Raw genomic sequence first — 22,504 nt, forward strand, 5'->3', positions numbered from 1 at the left:
TATTTAAGAGGACAGGACGTGAGTATCTACGACGCTGATGAAGAACAACAAGTAGAAGCAATTAAAGATTGGTGGCAAGCGAACGGTAAAGCCGTGATTATCGGTGTTGTTGTTGGTATTGGTGGCATTTTGGGGTGGCGTTACTATCAAGACACCCAAACGACGGCGCAAGAAACCGCATCGCATGGTTATACGGCCATCGTTTCGAATATTGAGGCGAAAGGTATTGATGCTGCTGCATCAGCGCAAGAGTTTATTGATAATAACGATAAAACGGCTTATGCGGTTTTAACTGCATTACAACTAGCAAAAGTACAAATCGATGCTGATAAGCTTGATGATGCTCTTACTCAGTTAAAATGGGCTCAAGCTAATACCAAAGATGAAACCTTAACGCCAATTATCGCTTACCGTACTGCACGCGTACTCGCGGCACAAGGTGACTATGATAATGCGATTAAAACAGTTTCAGATGTGAAATCAGAAGCTTGGAAGGCAAGAAACCAAGAGCTTATGGGTGATATTTATCTGCTAAAAGGTGATAAAGACGCCGCAATGAAAGCATATACTCAAGCACAACAAGATGGTTCAACCAATCAAGCACTACAAATTAAACTTGATGATCTTGCAAAGTAAGGGATGTCTTGCATGAAGAAAATGTTCAACCGCAGCTTAGCGATTTCAGCTATTGCACTTGCTCTACTCGGCTGTTCTAGCGAAGAAGATACGATTGTGATGGCACCGCTACCAGTCGTAAACAGCCAATTTACTCCGACAACTGAGTGGAGTGCTTCTATTGGTGATGGGGTTGGACATTATTTTTCAAAACTTTCTCCAGTGTATGCTTATGACAAAGTATTTGTTGCGAGCCGAGATGGTGAAGTCAAAGCACTGGATCCTGATACTGGCAAGACTCTCTGGGAACAAGATTTATCAGAAGGTGGCCCAGCTCGTTTATCCGGCGGTTTAACTGCTTCTTATGATAAGTTATATATCGGTACTGAAAATGGCGAAGCGTTTGCTCTTTCGGTTGAAGATGGTTCCATTGTTTGGCAGCAGAAAGTCGATGGTGAAATCTTAGCAAAGCCATTAGCCGATGAAAGCCTAGTGATGTTGCATACCAGTAAAGGCTCTCTGGTTGCTTTAAAGCAAGATTCCGGAGAGCAAGTGTGGGATATCAGCAATGAAGTACCTAACTTAACCTTACGTGGTGATAGTTCTCCTGTTTCTATTTCAGGGGGGGTATTTTGGGGGATGGCAAATGGCCGTCTTGCTGCAGCATTGATTCAACGTGGTCAGTTATTGTGGCAACAACCGATTGGTACTCCAAAAGGCTCAACAGAAATTGATCGTCTCGTCGATGTTGATGCTAGCCCATTAATTATCGGCGCTAACCTATACGCCGTTGGTGTCAATGGTCAGTTGGTAGCGATTGATTTACGTTCAGGTGCGCCAATGTGGAAACGTACTTATTCTTCTGCAACCGATCTTGCAACTGATGCTAGTCGTATTTTTGTTGTCACCGATAAAGATCATATTTCAGCGGTAGATATCCGTAGTGGTACTGAAATTTGGAGCAATGAATCTCTAGAATATCGTCAGTTAACCGCACCTGTGATGATCGGTAATTACTTAGTTGTGGCAGATGGAGAGGGTTATCTACATTGGCTAGATAGAACTTCTGGTAAATTTGTTGCTCAACAGTTAATTGATGATGAAGGAATCGCGGCCGCACCAATTGAAACAGATGATGGTTTTATTATCATTGGTCGTGATGGCGATATAAAGAAAATGCAGATCCCTGAAGGATCGTGATATAATCTGCGCCCCTGATTTTATCAGTATGAGTAATCGGCTCCTATCCAACTCGGATTATAGGAGCCGTTGTTATTCTTAGCTATGCTATTTAAGTGGCTAACTAAGAATGTTGAATAGATTGAGTAGTTATAGGTAACCATCATAATATAGATGATCATTACCTATAACTACTGATGTGATTTTAAAGATTGTAGAGGTAAATATGATTCCTGTAGTGGCTCTAGTTGGGCGTCCAAACGTTGGTAAATCCACGTTATTTAATCGTCTTACACGTACACGTGACGCACTGGTGGCTGACTTTCCAGGCTTAACTCGCGATCGTAAATATGGTCAAGCTAAATCGGGTGAACATGAGTTCATCGTAATCGATACTGGTGGTATCGATGGTACTGAAGATGGCGTAGAAACCAAGATGGCAGAACAGTCATTAGCAGCGATTGAAGAAGCAGATGTCGTTTTATTTATGGTCGATGGCCGTGCTGGCCTAACTGTTGCCGATGAAGCGATCGCTCGTCACCTGCGTATGCGTGAAAAACCAAGCATGCTAGTTGTTAATAAAGTCGATGGTATTGATGCTGATGCGGCAAGCGCAGAGTTTTGGCAGCTAGGTATGGATAAGATTTATCAAATTGCCGCTGCGCATGGGCGTGGTGTAATGAGCTTAATTGATAAAGCATTAAAACCATTTTCAGATGAACTTGCAGCAGAGCAGGCACTACTTAATGGTGGAATTGAAGATCTTACTGGCGATGTAGATGTAGAAGAAGAACAGCTTGAATACACTGAAGAGCAAGCTGAAGCTGAATTCAAACGCTTACAAGATCAACCAATTAAACTTGCTATCATTGGTCGACCAAATGTTGGTAAATCAACGCTCACTAACCGTATTCTAGGTGAAGAGCGTGTCGTAGTTTACGATATGCCAGGGACCACTCGTGACTCAATCTATATTCCAATGAAGCGTGATGAGCGTGAATATGTGCTGATTGATACTGCCGGTGTTCGCCGTCGTAAGCGTATTAATGAAGCTGTTGAAAAGTTCTCGGTCATTAAAACCTTAAAAGCAATTGAAGATGCTAACGTTGTCCTAGTCATCATTGATGCTCGTGAGAATATCTCAGATCAAGATCTTAGCTTATTAGGTTTTGCGCTAAATGCCGGCCGTTCGCTCGTGATTGCGGTTAATAAGTGGGATGGTCTTGATACAGATGTCAAAGAACGCGTGAAGAAAGAGCTAGATCGTCGTTTAGGTTTCGTTGACTTTGCTCGAATTCACTTTATCTCTGCGTTACATGGTACGGGTGTTGGGCACCTATTTGAATCAGTACAAGAAGCGTATAAGTCTGCCACGACACGTGTTGGTACTTCTGTGCTAACTCGTATCATGAAGATGGCTCAAGATGATCACCAGCCGCCGCTTATTCGTGGCCGCCGTGTGAAGATGAAATATGCCCACGCTGGTGGTTATAATCCGCCAATCGTGGTTGTGCATGGAAATCAGGTAAAAGATTTACCAGATTCATACAAACGCTACTTGATGAATTATTTCCGTCGTTCTCTAGAAATTATGGGCACACCAATTCGTATTCAATTCCAAAATAGTGAGAACCCATTTGAGAATCAAGCGCCAACCAAAAAAGCGGGCTATTCTGAAGAGCAGAAGCGTAAGCGTATGGTAAGTTTGATTAAGCGTGGCCGTAAGAAGTAGTTTTTACTGCATTCACTATAATCTCTAACTTTAAATACCACTCAATTGAGTGGTATTTTTGTATGTCAGTCTATTTATCTAATACCAATCGCACTAATTAACCTCAGCTGCGGATAACTAGAAGTCACTCAATACAGCACTTTAGGCGTCTAACTTCGTTAAAATCAACGCAATAGGCAAGCTATTGACTTATGATTTTGCCTTGTTATCCATCCCAAATTGCAGCATTGAGAGAAAGTCATCAATCCTAGATGCCTGACAGATGTTTTTATCATTTTTATATCAGTGTGTTAGGTTAATTATTGTGACACTCTTATCCGAAGTTGAGGTTAATTATCTGATCATTTTTGTTTGTTAAAAGACTCGATCACTTCGTAAGAAATTTTTATTGTAGAATGACTACTTATCGAAAATTTCCGCCTTGTTATCAAGCCTTTTACTTACGCAATTTCTGACCATCTAATTAGTGTGATTGGTATTAAACGTAGTTAGACGCTAGAAGAGTAGTATTGAGTCGCTCTAGTTATCCAAATCTGGGTTATCTAGATAAGTACGTAGGAAGCATGAATTATAATTAGAAGTCACTTCTCCTGTAAGACGATGATCTTTTGGTTTAATAGCCTAAATAGCGTTTTGTGGAATATTTAAAATATCGGATCATGGCGTTTTAAATTAATATTTTAGATTATTGTGCTTTTTAAAATTGAAATGCAGAACATGTAACTTATGCTTTCGGTATATGGTGATATAAATATTCTTAATGGGGTAGATCGCTGATCACGAGGTAGAAAGCGGAAGATCGGTGAAAGATCTATTTATCTTATTTGAAGTCAGTAAATTTTTTGTCTTGATGGATAATAATACTATTGAGTTAAATCTACAGGTATTTTTATTGAGGTGATAATGAAGCAGGATTTATGTCCTTCCTGTCAGGAAGAGTTAACCTTCAAAGTTAGTGGCAGCGTGAGAGGGGAGCAGTATCTATGTCATGCATGCCAGCGTATCTATACACGTGTCGCTAAGTGTCCAGACTGCCAACAAACGGCAGAAAAAATACAGGCTTGTGGTTCGGTGAGCTATTTCTGTTCTCATTGTAATGAACTGAAGTCTAAAACGCGTATTCAATTTGAATATAATGATGCTCTTTAAACTGGAAGCGGCTAATTTTTTACGACGTTTATTAGCCGTATAGCAGCTAGGTACAAAAACATCGAGTCATAATGAACTCCTCGCTGAATTTAAATTTTGTCGTTACTTTTGGTATCAAGGTAGATGGATTCAAAATCTTCCGGAGAGAGCGGGCGATCCCAGTAATAACCTTGCATAAAGTCGCAATGCAATGATTGTAGATTTTGACAGATATCTAAACTTTCCACCCCTTCAGCAACCACTTTCAAGTCTAACATTTTACCTAGTGATACAATGCCTTTAACCAGTTGTTCTGATTTTTTAGAACTGTTTAAGCTAAAGATAAAACTTTTGTCGATTTTTACGATATCGATCGGGAAGTCGTGCAAGTGGCTCAAAGAAGAAAATCCCGTTCCAAAATCATCCAGAGCGATTTTTACTCCTAGCTGAGAGAGTTCTTGGCAGTGCTTCATCACTTGTTGCTGATTATCAAGTAATGCGGTTTCTGTTATCTCTAGTAGGATGCTATCGGGGTTAATTTGATATTGCTTCAATTTCGCTTTGATCTTATCGGAAAAATCATCTTGGCTAAACTGAGTACTAGAGATATTAATACTGATATAAAAGCCTGGGGGATTCTTCTTGTGCCAGCGCTTTAAACTTTCAAGCGCCTGATCGATGATCCAATCACCGAGTTTCACCATCGCACCACACTTTTCCGCTAAGGGGATGAATTCATCAGGGGAGATCATCCCTAATTTTTCATTGTTCCAACGAACCAAGGCTTCACAACCCACAATCTGATTTGTTTCGGCTGAGATGATAGGCTGATAATTTAAATAGAACTCATTCTTTTCAAAGGCACTTGGAAACTGTTGAGTTATTTCATAATGATGCTGGCGTAATTTTTGCTGGTCTGGATTAAATATATGAAATGCTTTTCCTGAACAAGCTCCTTGAGTACAAGCAACCGTTGCCATATCAAGGACTTCTTCAAAAGGATGTGCATTATTGTAAGAGAAAGCACAACCAATACTGATTGGAATGGTAATTTTTTTATCGTTTAAATTGAGTGGAGAAGAAAATAATTCGTGCAGTAAACAAGCTAGGTTCTCAGTTTTACCGGCTAATGTATCGGGTAGTTGAGAGCTAACAACTAATATCATTTCAGAGTTACTGATGTAGTAGATTCCCACATCTTCCGGAATACAATTTTTTACTTGTTTATAAAACTCTTGAGTTAACCTCTGTGCATCAATTAAGCCTAGATTATCTCTAATATCAAATGCCTGAATATTGCGAATGAAGAGAATAGATAAATTGAGATTATCTTTATGTGAATACTTATCTCGACATAGCGATTGAGTCGGTAAATTGGTCAATGAGTGATAATGATCTCGCTCTTGAAGTTCATCATTTAATTTCAGGTTTTCAATGTGCATTGCCAGTGAGCTTTCAATTGAGCTAGCCAGTAACTGAACTAAGCGTTGAAACTTATCATCAAACTCTCGTTCTTTATTATCTAAAATGCAAAAAGTGCCGAAGGTGCTTCCATCTGGAAAATGGATCGGCAAGCCATAATAAGCCACCATGCCAAGCTTGATATCAGGATTGTTTTTCCATTTGTCTAGTTTTAGAGCATTGGAAACATGCAGAGGAGAATCTGTTTGTACCACATGATGACAATATAGGTTATGACATAAGGTTTCCTTATCACCAATCTGGTAAGGGTTATCAACCTCATTGCTGTTGGTGGCTATGACTTCCATACTATTGGCATTTTTACGCATAATAAGCGCTACCGGTACTTCGGTAAGATCTGCAACCAAGTTTACGATTTCTTGCCATAGTGATGGCCAAGTTTCTTTATGCTGATTCAAATCAAGCCTCGCTATTGGAATGCATAGTGATTAAAAAAATACTCATACAACAACTGAGTATATATCACCATCAATAAATTTCGTGTTAATTGTCTCTCCAGAGCGGAGCTGTTTAGCATCAGTGATCAACTTGCCATTTTTATCTCGTGTTATCGAATAACCACGCTTTAAAGTGGAAAGAGGGCTAACAGTATCGAGTTTTTCAGCTTGAAGAGAAAGTCGATAGTGTTGATTCAATAAATATTGGTTAATTGCTTGAATCAATCGTTCTTTATTATTTTTCAAGTGATATTGATTGCGCTCAATAGATTTATTGGGCGAATAAAAATTGAGTTTTTGTTGTGCTCGATCTAATTGGTTTCTTGATTGTGCCAATTTCCGAGTTAAAGCTTGTTGCATACGCGAAGAAAGGTCATCTAACTTTTGACTTTGTTTTTCTAACTGGTAGCGAGGATGCTGCTTTTCTAATGCAAATTGTAGTCGATTGAGCTGCGTTTTTTTCTGATGGCTATAATGACGCCAGGCACTCATTAACGCTTGTTGCTTGCTTAAAATGGTTTGTGCTTTATGACTATTATCTCGGCTAACTAATTCTGCCGCAGCAGATGGTGTCGGTGCACGAACATCTGCAACAAAATCGGCAATGGTGACATCAACTTCATGGCCAACTGCACTGACAATCGGGATCTGGCTTGCGGATATGGTTCTTGCCACTATTTCATGGTTAAAACACCATAGATCTTCTAGTGAACCACCGCCTCGTCCTACAATTAAAATATCGCATTCATTACGGCTGTTCGCTCGACCAATCGCTTGAGCAATTTTAAATGCGGCGTCTTCGCCCTGTACCGTAGTAGGGTAAATAATGACTGGTAGGCTAGGATCACGACGCTTCAAAACATCTAATATGTCATATAAAGCAGCGCCAGTTTTAGAAGTGATAACGCCGATGCGTTTGGGATTAGCGGGTAACGGTTTTTTTAGATGCTGAGCAAATAACCCTTCACCCGCTAATTTCATTTTTAATTCATCGAACATTTGTTGTAAGCGACCATCGCCTTCAGGCTGCATATTTTCGACGATAAGCTGATAGTCGCCACGTGGTTCATATAAAGATAAACGGGCTTTAACGAGAACTTGATTACCATTAAGCGGTTTAAAGCTCACTCGTCGGTTATTACCTTTAAACATGGCACACTTAACTTGAGCTCGTGTATCTTTTAAAGAGAAATACCAATGACCAGAAACGGGCGCTGAAAAGTTCGATAGTTCACCAATAAGCCATACAATGCCCATCTCATTTTCAAGTAGCATTCTGACTTCGGCATTTAAACGAGAGACGGTAAAAATATTGGGATTAGAATGTAGAGTCATCGGTCGCCATTTTTAGATCAAAAAGAGGTAAGCAATCGATTTTATTATAGCGTTAGTTGGATTTTGAGCCTAATTAAGTTGTCGATTATCTGAGAAAAAACACATTTAATAAGCTCAATAAACAAACGATTTTTAACCATATTTTTTATCGATAAATTTATTGATGAAAATATCATAAAGAAACTAACAAAAACGTCTAGTCAAACGATTGCGTGAGGCGTATAATCCCGCTGCAATATCAAATCCCAAATTCATTTTGTTATGCGAAACGATGAAATGAGTTTATCGCGGAGAGCTAAAGCTCAATGCGGGATTTATTCCTCCAAAACTCTTATGTGAGATATTGCAATGTTACGAATCGCTAAAGAAGCTTTAACGTTTGATGACGTACTGCTCGTCCCAGCACACTCTACTGTTCTTCCAAATACAGCTGATCTTCGCACTCAGTTGACCAAAAAGATCACCCTTAATGTCCCAATGATCTCTGCCGCTATGGATACGGTAACAGAAGCTCGTTTGGCTATTGCTCTAGCTCAAGAAGGCGGAATCGGTTTTATTCACAAGAATATGTCGATCGAGCAACAAGCTGAAGAAGTTCGCTTAGTAAAAATTTACGAAGCGGGTGTGGTTAGCAATCCTGTGACTATCCGTCCTGATGAAACCATTGCTGATGTGAAAGCATTAACCGAGAAACACGGTTTTGCTGGTTTTCCTGTTGTGACAGAAAGTAACGATCTTGTTGGTATTATTACCGGTCGTGACGTGCGTTTTGTAACCGATTTAACGAAAACCGTTGAACAAGTGATGACACCAAAAGATCGCCTGGCTTCTGTTAAAGAAGGCGCATCAATGAGTGAAGTTCAACAATGCATGCAAGCACATCGAGTTGAGAAAGTATTAGTAGTAAATGATGCTTTCCAACTTTCTGGCATGATCACCGCAAAAGATTTCCAAAAAGCAGAACGTAAACCTAACGCTTGTAAAGATGAGCGTGGCCGTTTACGTGTTGGTGCTGCCGTTGGTGCGGGTGCTGGTAATGAAGAACGTGTTAAAGCGCTAGTTGAAGCGGGTGTTGATGTACTATTGATTGATTCTTCTCACGGTCATTCTCAAGGTGTTCTTGATCGCATTAAAGAAACTCGTGCTCTATATCCTGATCTGCAAATCATCGGTGGTAATGTAGCAACGGCTGCTGGTGCTCGTGCACTCATTGATGCCGGTGTAGATGCGGTTAAAGTCGGTATCGGCCCTGGTTCTATTTGTACTACTCGTATCGTAACGGGCGTAGGTGTTCCACAAATTACTGCGATTTCAGAAGCGGCTAGCGCAGCAGCTGAATTTGGCATTCCTGTGATTGCTGATGGTGGTATTCGTTTCTCTGGTGATATCTGTAAAGCGATTGCCGCTGGCGCATCTTGCGTGATGGTGGGCTCAATGTTCGCAGGTACTGAAGAAGCACCGGGTGAAGTCATTCTTTTCCAAGGCCGTTCTTACAAGTCTTATCGTGGTATGGGCTCACTAGGCGCGATGTCTCAAGGTTCATCAGACCGTTACTTCCAATCGGATAATGCGGCAGACAAGCTAGTGCCAGAAGGTATCGAAGGTCGCATCGCTTATAAAGGTCGTCTAAAAGAAATCATTCATCAACAAATGGGTGGTTTACGTTCAAGCATGGGCTTAACTGGCAGTGCAACTATCGAAGATATGCGTACTAAAGCCGAATTTGTTCGTATTTCTGGTGCCGGCATGCAAGAGTCGCATGTGCATGATGTACAGATCACCAAAGAAGCACCTAACTACAACAGAATGTAAGTTTTGAATCTATGGGTAAAGTGAGTCATTCGATGAAGCTTTACCCTGATAATATTTTAATGGTGCGAGTGATTGAGTTTAGATAAAGAGGAACTAGTCTTTTCGAAACTCGAAACTCGAAACTCGAAACTCGAAACTCGAAACTCGAAACTCGAAACTCGAAACTCGTACCACACCCACTTTGATTAGATTATTAGAGAACACTAATGACAACCAATATCCATGCTGAACGCATTTTAATTTTAGATTTTGGCTCTCAATACACCCAATTGATTGCTCGTCGTATCCGTGAAATCGGTGTGTACTGTGAATTGTGGAGCTGGGATGTAGACGAAGCGGATATCCGTGAATTTAATCCAAACGGTATTATCTTATCGGGCGGCCCAGAAAGTGTGACGGAAGCAGGTTCACCTCGCGCTCCTGAGTATGTGTTTAATGCAGGTGTACCGGTATTTGGTATTTGTTACGGCATGCAAACCATGTCAGAACAACTTGGCGGTAAAGTAGCGGGCTCAAATGAGCGTGAATTTGGCTATGCACAAGTGAAAATGGTTGAAGAGTGTGAACTATTCAAAAACATTGAAGATGCGATCGCTGAAGATGGCAAACCACTGCTTGATGTATGGATGAGCCACGGCGATAAAGTTGTCGAGATCCCAAGTGATTTTACTAAAGTTGCTCAAACCGATACTTGTCCATACGCAGCAATGGCCAATGAAGCAAAACGTTTTTACGGTGTTCAGTTCCACCCAGAAGTCACGCACACTCGCCAAGGCTTACGTATGCTTGAGAACTTTGTGCTGAATATCTGTGGCTGTAGCAAACTATGGACACCATCTTCAATCATCGAAGACGCAGTTGCTCGTATTAAAGAGCAAGTGGGCGATGATGAAGTGATCTTAGGTCTTTCTGGTGGGGTAGATTCATCGGTAGTGGCGATGCTTATTCACCGCGCGATTGGCCCTAAACTGACTTGTGTATTCGTTGATAACGGCTTATTGCGTTTGAATGAAGCCGAGCAAGTAATGGAAATGTTTGGCGATCATTTTGGTCTTAACATCATCCATGTTGATGCTGAAAACCGTTTCCTAGATGCGCTAGGTGGTGAAGCTGAGCCAGAAGCGAAACGTAAGATCATTGGCCGCGTATTCGTGGAAATCTTCGATGAAGAATCGAAGAAACTGAAAAATGCGAAATGGTTAGCGCAAGGTACAATTTACCCGGATGTGATTGAATCAGCGGCATCGAAAACCGGTAAAGCGCACGTGATTAAATCACACCATAACGTTGGCGGTCTACCTGATGATATGGCAATGGGCTTGGTTGAACCATTACGTGAATTGTTTAAAGATGAAGTGCGTAAGATTGGTCTAGAGCTAGGCTTGCCGTATAACATGCTTTACCGTCATCCGTTCCCAGGTCCAGGCTTAGGTGTGCGTGTACTCGGTGAAGTGAAAAAAGAATACTGTGACTTACTGCGCCGCGCTGATGCCATCTTTATTGAAGAGCTTCATGCTGCGGATCTTTACAATAAAGTATCGCAAGCCTTTACGGTATTCCTGCCTGTACGCTCGGTTGGCGTCATGGGCGATGGCCGTAAATACGATTGGGTAGTGTCACTACGTGCTGTTGAAACGATTGATTTCATGACCGCACATTGGGCGCACCTACCGTACGATTTCCTAGGTAAAGTCTCGAACCGTATCATCAACGAAATCGATGGTATTTCACGTGTGGTTTACGATATTTCAGGTAAGCCACCCGCTACGATTGAATGGGAGTAGGGCTTACTATAATTAGTGAGTTAAGTTTTCCCAACTAACTATAATCCCAGTCAGTTCACAGAATTGACTGGGATTTTTATTGGGTGCAGCTGAACAACATTGGATGCGCTCCAAAGATAAAAGCTATTACCAATAAAATGAGATGCTAGCCGTTTTGCTGCCACAAAAATATACAGGTAAGGAATGGTTCATCGGGCCGAATGCGGTCCATGAACTTATTATGGTGAGGGTGTAATTTGTTTCTGGGCACAAATGAATCGCTCTGGCCCTGTCCTCCCGCACATGAGCCTAAGCGAAGAAGATGCGGGATCTCGCTTTCACGCAAGTTTCATTGGTGTGACAGATTTCGGATAATTCGTTCCTTATTTGCGGAATGGCAGGTTTTAGAATAGCCAAAGTCTAAAGTATTTCTTAGGTAAAGAAACAAACTCGTTTTGGACAGAAACGATTTAGGGTTATTGAGCTAAACCGCTTTTATTCGATTAGCTGAAGTATCTTGACACCTTAAATGTTTGTTATGCGCTACTTGCGATTACCTTAAACCAATACCATAATTAGGTACTATTTGGTATTAGGAGATTGCAATGGCTAAAAATACTAGCATCACTCTCGGCGAACACTTTGATGGCTTCATCAGTAACCAGATCCAAAGTGGACGCTATGGCTCAGCAAGTGAAGTAATTCGTTCCGCTCTACGTTTACTCGAAACACAAGAAACGAAAATGAACACTTTACGACAACTACTCGTTGAAGGTGAAGAAAGTGGTATGGCTGATTATGACCTCGATTCGTTTATCAGTGAACTAGATAACGAAGAGAGAAAATGAAACCATTCCAAATAACCAACAAGGCAAAATCTGATTTAAAAGATATTGCCTTGTTTACCTCCCGCAGGTGGGGCCGTGAGCAACGAAATATTTATCTCAAACAATTCGATGAATCATTTTGGCTACTTGCTGAAAATCCTGATATCGGTAAAACTTGTGATGAAATCAGAGATGGCTACCGAAAATTTCCACAAGGAAGCCATGTTATTTTTTATCAACAAATTGGTAGCCAAAACATCCAGATCATCAGAATCTTGCATAAGAGTATGGATGTGAGTCCAACCTTTGGCGCATAACGAGGCTGTAGGATTACTCCATTCTTGAGAAAATACAGCAATTACTAAAAATAAATAACCAAATAAAACAATAAGTTAAACATGGCGTTTCTTATGAAATTACTAGAATAATGAATTATTCTACAGCCTCAACGCCCGCTTAAGGGGTGAGTGAACGTGTGCCATGCTTGAGCGAAGCGAGTTCGGCACGCGTTCACGAATCCCTCTTGAAGCGTTTGTTAGTTGCTTTTTCTATAATAACTAAACATAGGTCTGCACACTTTGAAAAAATGTACTCAAAAGGCAAATCTCTATTGTTTGAGTGAACTACAAACCCCTTCGAGTTTGCTTCCACAATGTCTCCATACACTGACTCACACATAACAGTGATAGAAACCCCATCAAGTACATCGCTGCTCTTAACTGGAATAGTGTACCTATACATAACTTCACTAGATGAAGCACTAACGCAAAAAGGTAACGATGTTGAAACGTCTTTTCTTTGAGGTAATTTCTCTTCGATTACCTTTGAAAAATCGTTGAAATGGGTAATTTCAATATCTTCATTTTCTAAGTGCAGTGTGATTTTTTTGAGGATGGCAACACCATTGCCGTCATTAATCAACCTAAATTCTCGAGTTAGCCATTCGTCGCGAACATCTGCAGAAAAATACGTATGAATAATTGGTAGCAACTCTTTCCTATTATGCTGTCGTTGAACAAAAAGCGTTGTACAAGCAACAATTAGTGCTAGTAAAACTAAGAATGTTTCCATTATTCCTCCGAATTTTGATTCGCAACTAACAATTTAATAGACGGAAAAAATCCATATAGTCTTTCCGTCTATCTTCCCAGTCACTTTTTGTAACAGCAAGCTAAACAACTAAATTTATTCATAAAGTAAGATTTATCTCATATTCACTCAGCATAAAATGCGGAAATAATCCGTATAGTTCACCAAAGCCAACTCATAGTGAAGAACTGTGGATTTTCTCAGTACTCTTTCTAACTCACTTTGGGGCAAAAATGAGTTTCCCCCTCCGTCACCCCGCACATGAGCCTAGGCGAAGAAGATGCGGGGTCTCGCTTTCACGCAAGTTTCATTGGTGTGAGAGATCCCGGATAACTCGTCCCTCGTTTCCGGGATGACGAGTTTGAGGGGAGCTAACACTTGGATCATTAAGTGATTTCGGGGCATAAATAAGTTACTCACACCAACCCTCCCTTAGTTGTATGTGCCTAAAGAAAAAGCTATTCCAATATTCAGTACCTGATAATTAGATTCCTGCTCTCGCTTAGGCTCGGCTGGAATGACAATCCAATAATGTGCGTTCGGCCATGCTACTCGCTTGACGAAAAGTGATTGCAAGCCAAGTAGCGACTTCTCATAAATAGGCGTTATTATCAAAAAAGCATGTTACTGATGTAAATGTCCTGTTATGATTTGTGCGTAATAGTCGGGGGGCCAGTATTGGCTGAGATCGAAATTCGAGACCCGTAGAACCTGATTCAGTTAGCACTGACGTAGGGAACTATAACGCTTTGCCATTCGCCGAATCATATCGGTAACCTTTGCGAATCTGATCCTCGATCCTTCCCAATGACGGCCAAAGTCAGTTCCTATACGTCGGTAATAGGAGTGGCAATGGCGAATTCTTCAATACCGCGTAATCCTCAACAAATACAAATATTTTTATTCCAAGCCCCTTGTGTGCCTGTGATCTCAGCAGCTCATCATGTCAGCTTAACTCGCTTATCGATAATCCAGCGTAATACCATTGCGATAACGTTAGGTTTTAGTTATGTCGACTAAAGCTACGTCTCCTAGAGCGACAGCTCCTAGAACAACGTCTCTTGAAACTACGTCTTCTAGTGCAATGCCGACTAAAACCATCGGCATTCAGCTTATTAACGCTTGTTTGCAATATAAGGATAGCCAAGCGCCGACGCTTTCAGGCATTAATATGACGATTCCAGCTGGGCAATGGACGGTGTTGCTGGGCCGAAGTGGCTGCGGTAAAACGACGATTCTTCGCTACCTAGCGGGTTTATTAGATGACAAAGTTGAGTGGCAGGGCGAGCTGATTACTACCGATAACTTACTTTTAACTGAACATATCGCGTATATGGCTCAGCAAGATCTGCTGCTGCCGTGGCTCAATGTGTTGGATAACGTGTGTTTAAGTTCGCGCTTTAATCATTCACAACGCGACTTACATAAAGATCAGCCACGTGCGCTCAAACTATTACAGCAAGTAGGGCTGGTGGATTATTGCTATGCCAAGCCGGATCAACTTTCAGGTGGGATGAGGCAACGTGTCGCACTTGCTCGCACCTTAATGCAAGACAAGCCCGTCGTTTTGATGGATGAACCTTTCTCCGCATTAGATGCAGTGACTCGCCACAAATTACAGACTTTATCAGCCGATTTATTGAAAGATAAAACGGTGGTTTTGATTACTCATGATCCGCAAGAAGCGGTTCGGCTAGCCAATCAATTGTATGTGCTGCAAGGAAGCCCGGCCAAAGCGCAACCCCTTGCTGTGCCAGAGTCAGCTATTCCTCGTGTGCTGGATGGTGAGTGTGCCGCCTTACAACATGCGATTTTGCAGCAGTTGGAGAAAGATTATGAGTGAGATGACTCAATACCAATCACTTTCTCGCCGAGTGAGTCAAAAAGAGCGGGTGACTCATCCTGCGTTACGTTTGTTAGTTACGGTTGTGGTGATTCTCGGCTTGTGGCAATTGATTGTCGTTATGTTTGATATGCCGAGTTTTATTTTGCCTGCGCCTGTTGATGTACTGGACAAACTCGTCACTCGATATGATGTCTTGCTTAAACACACTTGGGTGACTGCACAGGAAATTTTGTTAGGTCTTGCACTTGGTTTATCGATGGGATTGCTATTCGCCTTACAAATGTTGATGTTTGAACCGCTCAAACGTTGGTTATTACCGATTCTTATTGCTAGCCAAGCGATTCCAGTCTTTGCCATTGCGCCAGTACTCATGCTTTGGCTCGGATATGGCATTGCATCGAAAGTTGTCATGGCAGCCATCATTATATTCTTTCCTGTGACCACTTGTTGTTATGACGGTTTGCGTAATACCCCAACGGGTTATCTTGATCTTGCCAAAACCATGGGCGCTTCTAAGTGGCAGTTGTTACGTCATATTCAATTACCAGCGGCGTTGCCAACATTAGCTTCTGGGATTCGTGTTGCAGTAGTGATCGCACCAATTGGAGCGGTAGTCGGGGAGTGGGTAGGGTCGAGTGAAGGCTTAGGGTATTTAATGTTACAAGCTAACGCTCGGATGATTATCGATGAAATGTTTGCCGCATTATTTATTTTGGCAATGCTGTCGATCTCCTTGTATTTCCTCACCGATAAATTATTGAAAGCGGCTATTCCTTGGGAAAGCAAATGATTAGGCCCTTGGGAAAGCCAATAACTAGGCAACAGACCCTAATATATCGTAAACCAACAGGACTATTTAATAAGGAATGATTCGTGAAAATAAACAAATTGATCAGCGTTGTCACTTTAGTTACCTCGCTTATTTCGGCTAATGCGCTTGCCGCAGACAAAGAAATGACTTTAATGTTGGATTGGTTCGTCAATCCAAATCATGGCCCCATTGTGATTGCTAAAGAGCGGGGCTATTTCAAACAACAGGGATTAAAAGTCAATATTCAAGAACCTGCGGATCCGAGTACTCCGGCTAAGTTGGTAGCGGCAGGCAAGGTTGATATGGCGATTTCATACCAACCGAGTTTAACCATTGATGTCGCTGCTGGTTTGCCTTTAATTCGCTCGGCAACCCTTATTGCCACACCGCTTAATACTTTGATGGTGCTTGATAACGGAAAGAATGAAAAGCTTGCAGACCTTAAAGGTAAGAAGATCGGCATTGCTATTTCCGGCAATGAAGGGGCAACCGTTGGCACTATGTTAGCGCAAGAGGGCGTTCAACTTTCCGATGTACAAATGATCAATGTTGGTTGGGCGTTATCGTCTTCATTAGCTTCTGGCAAGGTTGATGCTATTTGGGGAGGTCTACGCAATTTTGAAAGCAATCAGTTAGCACTAGAAGGCTATAAAGCCAAATCTTTCTACCCTGAAGAACATGGAGTGCCTGCCTATGATGAGTTAGTGTTTGTTGCCAATGCTAAAAGCTACGATAAAGAGAAGATCCAGGCTTTCAATACTGCGCTACAACAAGCCACCACTTATATCGTTAACCACCCAGAAACCTCGTGGAAAGAGTTTGTCGCCTACGCACCCGATACACTAGATAACGAGCTTAATCATCGAGCTTGGCAGGATACGTTAACCCGTTTTGCACTGCGTCCATCAGCGGTCGATCTCAAACGTTATGATGATTACGCCAAGTTTATGTTCGATAAAAAAATCATCGAGACGCTACCAAAAGCAAAAGATTACGTACCGAATCTTTAGTTAAGAGGCTGAGTTATAAGACTAAGTTAAAAGATTCAGTTAATTCGATATCACCAATTTGAGACAACCATATTATGAAATACCAAGATTTGATCGACGCTTGTCAGCAAGATTGGCAGCAATACACCAAACATGCTTTTGTTGAGCAATTGGCAAAAGGCACTCTGGCTCAACCGTGCTTTTTACACTACTTAAAACAAGATTTTTTATTCTTAAAACAATACGCACGAGCTTATGCGTTGGCCATTTACAAATCACGAACTCTAGATGATATGCGCCGCGCTCTACCTACGGTACAAGGTCTACTTGATTCTGAATTATCGCACCATGTGACGTATTGCGGTCAATGGGGATTAACTGAAAGTGATTTGGAAAATGAGCCAGAAGATTTTGGCACAGTCGCCTATACCCGTTATGTACTTGATGCCGGTATGACGGGAGATCTCGTCGATCTTTATGCCGCTTTAGCGCCTTGTTCGATTGGTTATGCCGTGATTGGTAAAAGATTGATCGAAGATGCCGATACCGTTTTGGAAGGCAATCCTTATGCAAGTTGGATAAATTTATATGGCGGCGAAGAGTTTCAGTCTGGTGTGGCAAGTGGAGCGGAGCACTTTAATCAACTGTTAGCCGAAATTGATATTAATAGTCAGCGTGGCCGAAACTTGATTGAAGTATTTAAAACCGCAACCCGTATGGAGGTGGCTTTTTGGCAGCAAGGATTAAACGTTAAACAGGGCTAGTTGGAGAATTAACATGTTAATCGAACAAATTACTCAAGCATTAACCGCATTACGTGAACAGAAGCCATTGGTGGTGAATATTACCAACTATGTTGTGATGAATAATACCGCCAATGCGCTATTGGCAATCGGTGCATCTCCAATAATGGCACATTCAAAACAAGAAATGGCAGAGATGATGTCATTTGCTGGTGCTCTAGTGGTGAATATTGGCACGCTCGATAGTGCTTGGACAAAGCGAATGATATTTGCAGTTGAGCAAGCCAATCTTCACAATAAAATAGTGGTGCTGGATCCGGTGGGGTGTGGTGCCAGCCAACTACGTACCAACACGTCACGGCAAATAGCTCAGTTAGCTAATCGGTTGATCATCCGTGCTAATGCCTCTGAAGTTATTGCATTAGCGGGTGAGCAAGCTCAAAGCAAAGGCGTCGATGCTTTAGATAGTAGCGATACAGCATTAACGGCAGCCGGTTTCTTGGTTAATGAGTATGGTGCGAGTGTCGTGATCTCCGGTGAAACCGACTACATAGTGAGTAATACACAAACCGTAAAACTCAACAATGGCCACTCAATGATGCCCTGCGTGACAGGGATGGGCTGTACGCTTAGTGCTTTGACAGGTGCGTTTGCCGCTGTAGGGGATGAGTCCGGTTTAGCGGCTGCGGCGGTGCTTGGTGTGGTAGGTGAGATCGCGGCAGAACAAGCACGCGGTCCAGGTAGTCTACAAATGGCATTGTTAGATGAGTTATATCAGTTGGATGAGCAAACGATGAGGCAGCGTCTTAAATTAGAGCCTTTAAACCGAGAGCGTGTCGAATAAGGAAGTGTAATGAGCGACTATCGTTTGTATTTAGTCACCGATGATCAACAAGATTTAGCCACACTGAAACATGTAGTGAGTGAAGCGGTACTTGGTGGGGTTACTATGGTGCAAGTGCGTGAAAAGCATGGTGATGTGCGAGCTTTTATCGAACGGGCGCAAGCGGTCAAAGATATTTTAGCCGGGAGTGGTGTGCCTTTAATTATCAATGATCGAGTGGATGTCGCATTGGCGATTGATGCTGATGGCGTGCACTTAGGTCAGTCGGATATGCCTGCTGAAATCGCTCGGCGGTTAATCGGCCCGAATAAGATCCTTGGTTTGTCGATTGAGAACGAGCAGCAACTTGCCCAAGCAGATAGTTTGCCAATTGACTACATAGGTTTAAGCGCCATTTTTGCTACACCGACTAAAACCAATACTAAAAACCATTGGGGAATTGAGGGATTGAAAAAGGCGCTCAGTACGACTCAATTACCTATTGTGGCTATCGGTGGTATTAATGAAGCTAATATTCCGCAATTAAGTGCGACAGGCGTACATGGTTTGGCGTTGGTTTCCGCCATTAGTCATGCGCAAGATCCTCAAGCGGCGGCCAAATATTTGTTAGGTTTAATGAGTTAATTGTTATTGAATAGACGTGCAGGTAATACTCTGTTACGTCTATTCACTTTGTTATGCCGAGAATCCACTTATCATGATGTGAGTATATATTCTTAAGGGATAACTTCTTGGAACAAACGTCTACCTTTTCGCACTTTCAGCGAGCTTTCAAACGCATCGATCAAAGTAAGAGTTTTCAATGGTTTGTGATTGCTGTGATCATTATTTCAGCTTTAACGGTTGGTGCTCATACCTATTCTTTACCTCCGGCTATGGAGTCGGCACTCAATATCATGGATATCGCGATCACGGTATTCTTTTTAGTGGAATTAGTGATCCGTTATCTCGCCAGTGATGGCATCCGCGCTTTCTTTAAAAAGGGCTGGAATATTTTCGATACCATTATTGTTATCGGTAGCTTATATCCAGCGGCTGGCTCGACCATCCTTATCGCTAGACTACTACGTATCTTCCGTGTATTGCGTTTGGTTTCCATGGTGCCGGAGTTACGGGTACTGGTAAATGCATTGATAAAAGCGATTCCTCAGATGGGGTATATTGGATTATTAATGTTCGTGATCTTCTACATTTACGCCGCAATCGGCAGCATGTTGTTCGCCAACATTAACCCAACTTTGTGGAGTGATGTGTCGATCTCAATGCTAACCCTGTTCCGGGTGGCAACCTTTGAGGATTGGACTGATGTGATGTATGAAACCATGGAAGTCTACTCACTGAGTTGGATCTACTACTTAACCTTTATCTTTCTGACTGCGTTCATTTTCTTAAATATGATGGTCGGTACTATTTTGGAAGTGATGTCAGAAGAACATAAGCAACTACGTGAAGAGCAAAACCCCGATGCAGATACCATGGCGACTTCGCAAGAAATGCAGGCGTTGCATCAAAAACTCGATCAATTGCAAGCGACACTTGCTGAGATGAATAAGCCGAAATGAATTTAATTTAAATGCTTATCTAGATAATCGAGCAGTAAACGAACCTTAGTTGATAAATGATGGTTGTGAGGGTAGACCGCCCACACACCATCATTTTTTGTTTGTAGGTGAGGCAAGATTGCGACCAATTGACCTGATTCGACATAACTTTCTACGTAGTAATCAGGAAGCTGAACGATACCTATACCTTTGAGTGCCGCATCGAGTAATGCATAACCATTGTTGCACTTTAACGAGCCATTTACGGTTAGCTTCCTATTATGAAAACGCCAATAATCTAGGGTGCCCACTAGGCAATTATGATGCTTGAGATCGTTTAGCGATTCTGGTTGACCATATTGTCGTAAGTATTTGGGCGAGGCGCAGAGATATTGCTGCCTTGGACGTAATTTTTTCGCCATCATACTTGAATCATCTAACGCGCCTAAGCGGATCGCCAGATCGACTTTTTCTTCGGTCAGATCGACTAACTGATTGGTTAACCAAAGCTCGATATTCAAGTCTGGATACAGCAAACAGAAGTCATTAATTAACGGCGCAATATGACTTTCACCGTAGGCGATTGGCACCGAAACTTTAAGCTGACCTTGCAGACTATGATTAAGGTTGGTGACGGACAGTTCGGCTTCTTTCAGTTGCTCTAAAATAGCCTGACATTGTTCAAAGTAATTCTGCCCAATGTCGGTGAGCTTAACTTGACGAGTAGTGCGATAAAACAATTTTACCGATAGGCGTTTTTCTAGCTGATTCACCTGACGGCTAATTTGCGCGGTCGATACCGATAGGTGTTTGGCAGCCAAAGTAAAGCTACCGGTTTCAGCCACTGCTACAAATTCCGATATTCCTTGCCACTGCATATTTATCACCTATATGTATCAATCGACACTATATCCTATCTATTATTACCTATTAGTAAAAGTGTTTTGCAAATAAAATCCTTATCATTTAGGTGAGCTTGACTATACTGAAAGCAATTAAAAAAACATTATTAATATTCTCAATAAGGAATTGAAATGACAGTACAAGTAATTAAGTCACGCGCAGCCGTAGCGTGGAAAGCCGGTGAGCCTTTAAAGATGGAAACCGTTGATGTAATGCCTCCACAAGCAGGTGAAGTACGTGTGAAAATTATTGCCACAGGTGTTTGTCATACCGATGCATTTACCTTATCGGGTGATGATCCAGAAGGCGTATTTCCAGCCATTTTAGGCCATGAAGGTGGCGGTATTGTTGAGTCTGTAGGGGAAGGAGTAACCTCGGTTCAAGTGGGTGATCATGTTATTCCGTTATACACCGCAGAATGTGGCGAATGTAAATTCTGTACTTCAGGCAAAACCAACTTGTGTTCTTCAGTTCGTGAAACGCAAGGTAAAGGGTTAATGCCAGATGGTACAACCCGTTTTTCTATTAATGGCGAGCCGATTTATCATTATATGGGTACCTCGACGTTCTCTGAATATACGGTCCTACCGGAAGTCTCATTAGCCAAAATTAATCCACAAGCAGACTTAAAAGAAGTTTGCTTACTTGGTTGTGGCGTAACTACGGGTATGGGGGCAGTAACCAATACCGCAAAAGTTCAACCGGGGGATACGGTGGCCATTTTTGGTCTTGGCGGCATTGGTTTATCTGCGATCATTGGCTCGACAATGGCAAAAGCAGGCCGAATTATTGCCATTGATATCAATGAATCAAAATTCGATCTTGCTAAAAAACTAGGCGCGACCGACGTGGTGAATCCAAAAGATTTCGATAAGCCAATTCAAGAAGTGATCGTTGAAATGACCGATGGCGGCGTTGACTACTCCTTTGAATGTGTTGGCAATGTACACCTAATGCGTTCAGCGCTTGAGTGTTGCCACAAAGGCTGGGGCGAATCGATCATCATTGGTGTAGCAGGTGCTGGGCAAGAGATCTCAACCCGTCCGTTTCAACTCGTTACTGGGCGGGTATGGAAAGGTTCGGCATTTGGCGGCGTAAAAGGACGTTCACAGCTACCTGATTACGTAGAGCGCTACATGAATGGTGAATTTAAGTTAAATGACTTTATTACGCATACTATGGGATTAGAAGATATCAATGATGCTTTTGATTTGATGCATGAAGGTAAAAGCATCCGTAGTGTTATTCATTATTAATCTTCTTCGTACTTGAACTTACAGCGTTGTTTACTGCGTGCACTCACCCCAATCACATAGGCAAGCTATGCTCATGGGGCGTCGTTTACTTGTTGCCTAGCTGTAAGCTCAATTACTTTGAAGATTGAATCGTGATTAGAAAGCTTGTCATTTGTGTTCCAGTTGTAGAATC

At 41.9% G+C, this 22,504-nt stretch carries 20 protein-coding genes, 1 pseudogene and 1 riboswitch; of the genes and pseudogenes, 17 read left to right on the forward strand and 4 right to left on the reverse strand.

Annotated features, from left to right (window positions below; translation table 11 throughout):
- The first annotated feature begins 18 nt into the window (after positions 1 to 18).
- The 4 genes from QQJ93_RS12560 (at position 19) to QQJ93_RS12575 (ending at position 4,675) form a co-directional block, all read left to right on the forward strand.
- A complete protein-coding gene (locus QQJ93_RS12560; protein ID WP_089123486.1) occupies positions 19 to 636 on the forward strand; it encodes a YfgM family protein in 618 nt (205 codons plus the stop codon).
- A 12-nt stretch (positions 637 to 648) separates the two neighbouring features.
- The gene (gene bamB / locus QQJ93_RS12565) at positions 649 to 1,815 is read left to right on the forward strand and encodes an outer membrane protein assembly factor BamB (protein ID WP_089123485.1); all 1,167 of its coding nucleotides are present in this window, start codon (positions 649 to 651) and stop codon (positions 1,813 to 1,815) included.
- A gap of 205 nt (positions 1,816 to 2,020) precedes the next feature.
- The gene (gene der, locus QQJ93_RS12570) at positions 2,021 to 3,526 is read left to right on the forward strand and encodes a ribosome biogenesis GTPase Der (protein ID WP_089123484.1); all 1,506 of its coding nucleotides are present in this window, start codon (positions 2,021 to 2,023) and stop codon (positions 3,524 to 3,526) included.
- A 903-nt stretch (positions 3,527 to 4,429) separates the two neighbouring features.
- Positions 4,430 to 4,675: a zinc ribbon domain-containing protein gene (locus QQJ93_RS12575; RefSeq protein ID WP_089123483.1), complete on the forward strand. Its 246-nt coding sequence runs from the start codon at positions 4,430 to 4,432 to the stop codon at positions 4,673 to 4,675.
- A gap of 89 nt (positions 4,676 to 4,764) precedes the next feature.
- On the opposite strand, the gene QQJ93_RS12580 is transcribed toward QQJ93_RS12575, so the two are convergent.
- Together QQJ93_RS12580 and xseA are read right to left on the reverse strand one after the other, a co-directional pair.
- A complete protein-coding gene (locus QQJ93_RS12580) occupies positions 4,765 to 6,534 on the reverse strand; it encodes a sensor domain-containing phosphodiesterase (RefSeq protein ID WP_089123482.1) in 1,770 nt (589 codons plus the stop codon).
- 42 nt (positions 6,535 to 6,576) lie between these two features.
- Positions 6,577 to 7,908 carry an exodeoxyribonuclease VII large subunit gene (xseA, locus tag QQJ93_RS12585; protein ID WP_089123481.1) on the reverse strand — a complete coding sequence of 444 codons (1,332 nt, stop codon included), beginning with the start codon at positions 7,906 to 7,908 and terminating at the stop codon, positions 6,577 to 6,579.
- A 348-nt stretch (positions 7,909 to 8,256) separates the two neighbouring features.
- Here xseA and guaB point away from each other — a divergent pair, with 348 nt between their 5' ends.
- From guaB to QQJ93_RS12605, 4 genes are all read left to right on the forward strand, one after another.
- A complete protein-coding gene (gene guaB / locus QQJ93_RS12590) occupies positions 8,257 to 9,720 on the forward strand; it encodes an IMP dehydrogenase (RefSeq protein WP_089123480.1) in 1,464 nt (487 codons plus the stop codon).
- A 206-nt stretch (positions 9,721 to 9,926) separates the two neighbouring features.
- Positions 9,927 to 11,504 (forward strand): glutamine-hydrolyzing GMP synthase, encoded by a 1,578-nt coding sequence (gene guaA, locus QQJ93_RS12595; protein WP_089123479.1) that lies wholly within the window; start codon positions 9,927 to 9,929, stop codon positions 11,502 to 11,504.
- Positions 11,505 to 12,088: 584 nt separating this feature from the next.
- The gene (locus tag QQJ93_RS12600; RefSeq protein ID WP_089123478.1) at positions 12,089 to 12,331 is read left to right on the forward strand and encodes a type II toxin-antitoxin system ParD family antitoxin; all 243 of its coding nucleotides are present in this window, start codon (positions 12,089 to 12,091) and stop codon (positions 12,329 to 12,331) included.
- Entirely contained in the window at positions 12,328 to 12,627 is a 300-nt protein-coding gene (locus tag QQJ93_RS12605; RefSeq protein WP_089123477.1) for a type II toxin-antitoxin system RelE/ParE family toxin, read from the forward strand. The genes QQJ93_RS12600 and QQJ93_RS12605 overlap by 4 nt, the downstream gene beginning before the upstream one ends.
- 193 nt (positions 12,628 to 12,820) lie before the next feature.
- On the opposite strand, the gene QQJ93_RS12610 is transcribed toward QQJ93_RS12605, so the two are convergent.
- A complete protein-coding gene (locus tag QQJ93_RS12610; RefSeq protein ID WP_089123476.1) occupies positions 12,821 to 13,381 on the reverse strand; it encodes a hypothetical protein in 561 nt (186 codons plus the stop codon).
- Positions 13,382 to 14,054: 673 nt separating this feature from the next.
- A riboswitch (TPP riboswitch) is annotated at positions 14,055 to 14,154 on the forward strand.
- A 97-nt stretch (positions 14,155 to 14,251) separates the two neighbouring features.
- Between QQJ93_RS12610 and QQJ93_RS12615 the strand changes: the two genes are divergently transcribed.
- The 8 genes and pseudogenes from QQJ93_RS12615 (at position 14,252) to QQJ93_RS12650 (ending at position 20,194) form a co-directional block, all read left to right on the forward strand.
- Positions 14,252 to 14,419: a hypothetical protein gene (locus QQJ93_RS12615; RefSeq protein ID WP_160117488.1), complete on the forward strand. Its 168-nt coding sequence runs from the start codon at positions 14,252 to 14,254 to the stop codon at positions 14,417 to 14,419.
- A gap of 64 nt (positions 14,420 to 14,483) precedes the next feature.
- Positions 14,484 to 15,242, forward strand: coding sequence for an ABC transporter ATP-binding protein (locus QQJ93_RS12620; protein WP_089123619.1), 759 nt, complete (start codon positions 14,484 to 14,486; stop codon positions 15,240 to 15,242).
- Between the two features lie 58 nt (positions 15,243 to 15,300).
- A pseudogene (locus QQJ93_RS12625) lies at positions 15,301 to 16,035 on the forward strand (ABC transporter permease); the annotation flags it as partial.
- 83 nt (positions 16,036 to 16,118) lie between these two features.
- Positions 16,119 to 17,066: an ABC transporter substrate-binding protein gene (locus QQJ93_RS12630; protein WP_089123474.1), complete on the forward strand. Its 948-nt coding sequence runs from the start codon at positions 16,119 to 16,121 to the stop codon at positions 17,064 to 17,066.
- A 74-nt stretch (positions 17,067 to 17,140) separates the two neighbouring features.
- Positions 17,141 to 17,809 (forward strand): thiaminase II, encoded by a 669-nt coding sequence (gene tenA / locus QQJ93_RS12635; RefSeq protein ID WP_089123473.1) that lies wholly within the window; start codon positions 17,141 to 17,143, stop codon positions 17,807 to 17,809.
- 13 nt (positions 17,810 to 17,822) lie between these two features.
- Complete coding sequence (gene thiM, locus QQJ93_RS12640) at positions 17,823 to 18,632, forward strand: hydroxyethylthiazole kinase (RefSeq protein ID WP_089123472.1); 810 nt, start codon at positions 17,823 to 17,825, stop codon at positions 18,630 to 18,632.
- A gap of 9 nt (positions 18,633 to 18,641) precedes the next feature.
- A complete protein-coding gene (gene thiE / locus QQJ93_RS12645; protein WP_089123471.1) occupies positions 18,642 to 19,256 on the forward strand; it encodes a thiamine phosphate synthase in 615 nt (204 codons plus the stop codon).
- A gap of 107 nt (positions 19,257 to 19,363) precedes the next feature.
- Positions 19,364 to 20,194, forward strand: coding sequence for an ion transporter (locus tag QQJ93_RS12650; RefSeq protein ID WP_089123470.1), 831 nt, complete (start codon positions 19,364 to 19,366; stop codon positions 20,192 to 20,194).
- 2 nt (positions 20,195 to 20,196) lie between these two features.
- Here the strand turns inward: QQJ93_RS12650 and QQJ93_RS12655 are convergent, their stop codons facing one another.
- A complete protein-coding gene (locus QQJ93_RS12655) occupies positions 20,197 to 21,051 on the reverse strand; it encodes a LysR substrate-binding domain-containing protein (protein WP_089123469.1) in 855 nt (284 codons plus the stop codon).
- Between the two features lie 156 nt (positions 21,052 to 21,207).
- Here QQJ93_RS12655 and QQJ93_RS12660 point away from each other — a divergent pair, with 156 nt between their 5' ends.
- A complete protein-coding gene (locus tag QQJ93_RS12660; RefSeq protein WP_089123468.1) occupies positions 21,208 to 22,332 on the forward strand; it encodes an S-(hydroxymethyl)glutathione dehydrogenase/class III alcohol dehydrogenase in 1,125 nt (374 codons plus the stop codon).
- Positions 22,333 to 22,504: the final 172 nt, after the last annotated feature.

It is taken from the genome of Vibrio algivorus (genome assembly GCF_030161215.1).
In the GTDB taxonomy this organism is placed as follows: domain Bacteria; phylum Pseudomonadota; class Gammaproteobacteria; order Enterobacterales; family Vibrionaceae; genus Vibrio; species Vibrio algivorus.

Excerpts from the sequence above, each read along its gene's own strand:
- QQJ93_RS12615 (WP_160117488.1), top strand. The coding sequence starts at position 14,252 with ATGGCGAATTCTTCAATACCGCGTAATCCTCAACAAATACAAATATTT.
- der (WP_089123484.1), top strand. The coding sequence starts at position 2,021 with ATGATTCCTGTAGTGGCTCTAGTTGGGCGTCCAAACGTTGGTAAATCC.
- QQJ93_RS12655 (WP_089123469.1), bottom strand. The coding sequence starts at position 21,051 with ATGCAGTGGCAAGGAATATCGGAATTTGTAGCAGTGGCTGAAACCGGT.
- xseA (WP_089123481.1), bottom strand. The coding sequence starts at position 7,908 with ATGACTCTACATTCTAATCCCAATATTTTTACCGTCTCTCGTTTAAAT.
- guaB (WP_089123480.1), top strand. The coding sequence starts at position 8,257 with ATGTTACGAATCGCTAAAGAAGCTTTAACGTTTGATGACGTACTGCTC.
- guaA (WP_089123479.1), top strand. The coding sequence starts at position 9,927 with ATGACAACCAATATCCATGCTGAACGCATTTTAATTTTAGATTTTGGC.
- tenA (WP_089123473.1), top strand. The coding sequence starts at position 17,141 with ATGAAATACCAAGATTTGATCGACGCTTGTCAGCAAGATTGGCAGCAA.
- QQJ93_RS12660 (WP_089123468.1), top strand. The coding sequence starts at position 21,208 with ATGACAGTACAAGTAATTAAGTCACGCGCAGCCGTAGCGTGGAAAGCC.
- QQJ93_RS12620 (WP_089123619.1), top strand. The coding sequence starts at position 14,484 with ATGCCGACTAAAACCATCGGCATTCAGCTTATTAACGCTTGTTTGCAA.
- QQJ93_RS12575 (WP_089123483.1), top strand. The coding sequence starts at position 4,430 with ATGAAGCAGGATTTATGTCCTTCCTGTCAGGAAGAGTTAACCTTCAAA.
- QQJ93_RS12600 (WP_089123478.1), top strand. The coding sequence starts at position 12,089 with ATGGCTAAAAATACTAGCATCACTCTCGGCGAACACTTTGATGGCTTC.
- thiM (WP_089123472.1), top strand. The coding sequence starts at position 17,823 with ATGTTAATCGAACAAATTACTCAAGCATTAACCGCATTACGTGAACAG.
- QQJ93_RS12605 (WP_089123477.1), top strand. The coding sequence starts at position 12,328 with ATGAAACCATTCCAAATAACCAACAAGGCAAAATCTGATTTAAAAGAT.
- thiE (WP_089123471.1), top strand. The coding sequence starts at position 18,642 with ATGAGCGACTATCGTTTGTATTTAGTCACCGATGATCAACAAGATTTA.
- QQJ93_RS12610 (WP_089123476.1), bottom strand. The coding sequence starts at position 13,381 with ATGGAAACATTCTTAGTTTTACTAGCACTAATTGTTGCTTGTACAACG.
- bamB (WP_089123485.1), top strand. The coding sequence starts at position 649 with ATGAAGAAAATGTTCAACCGCAGCTTAGCGATTTCAGCTATTGCACTT.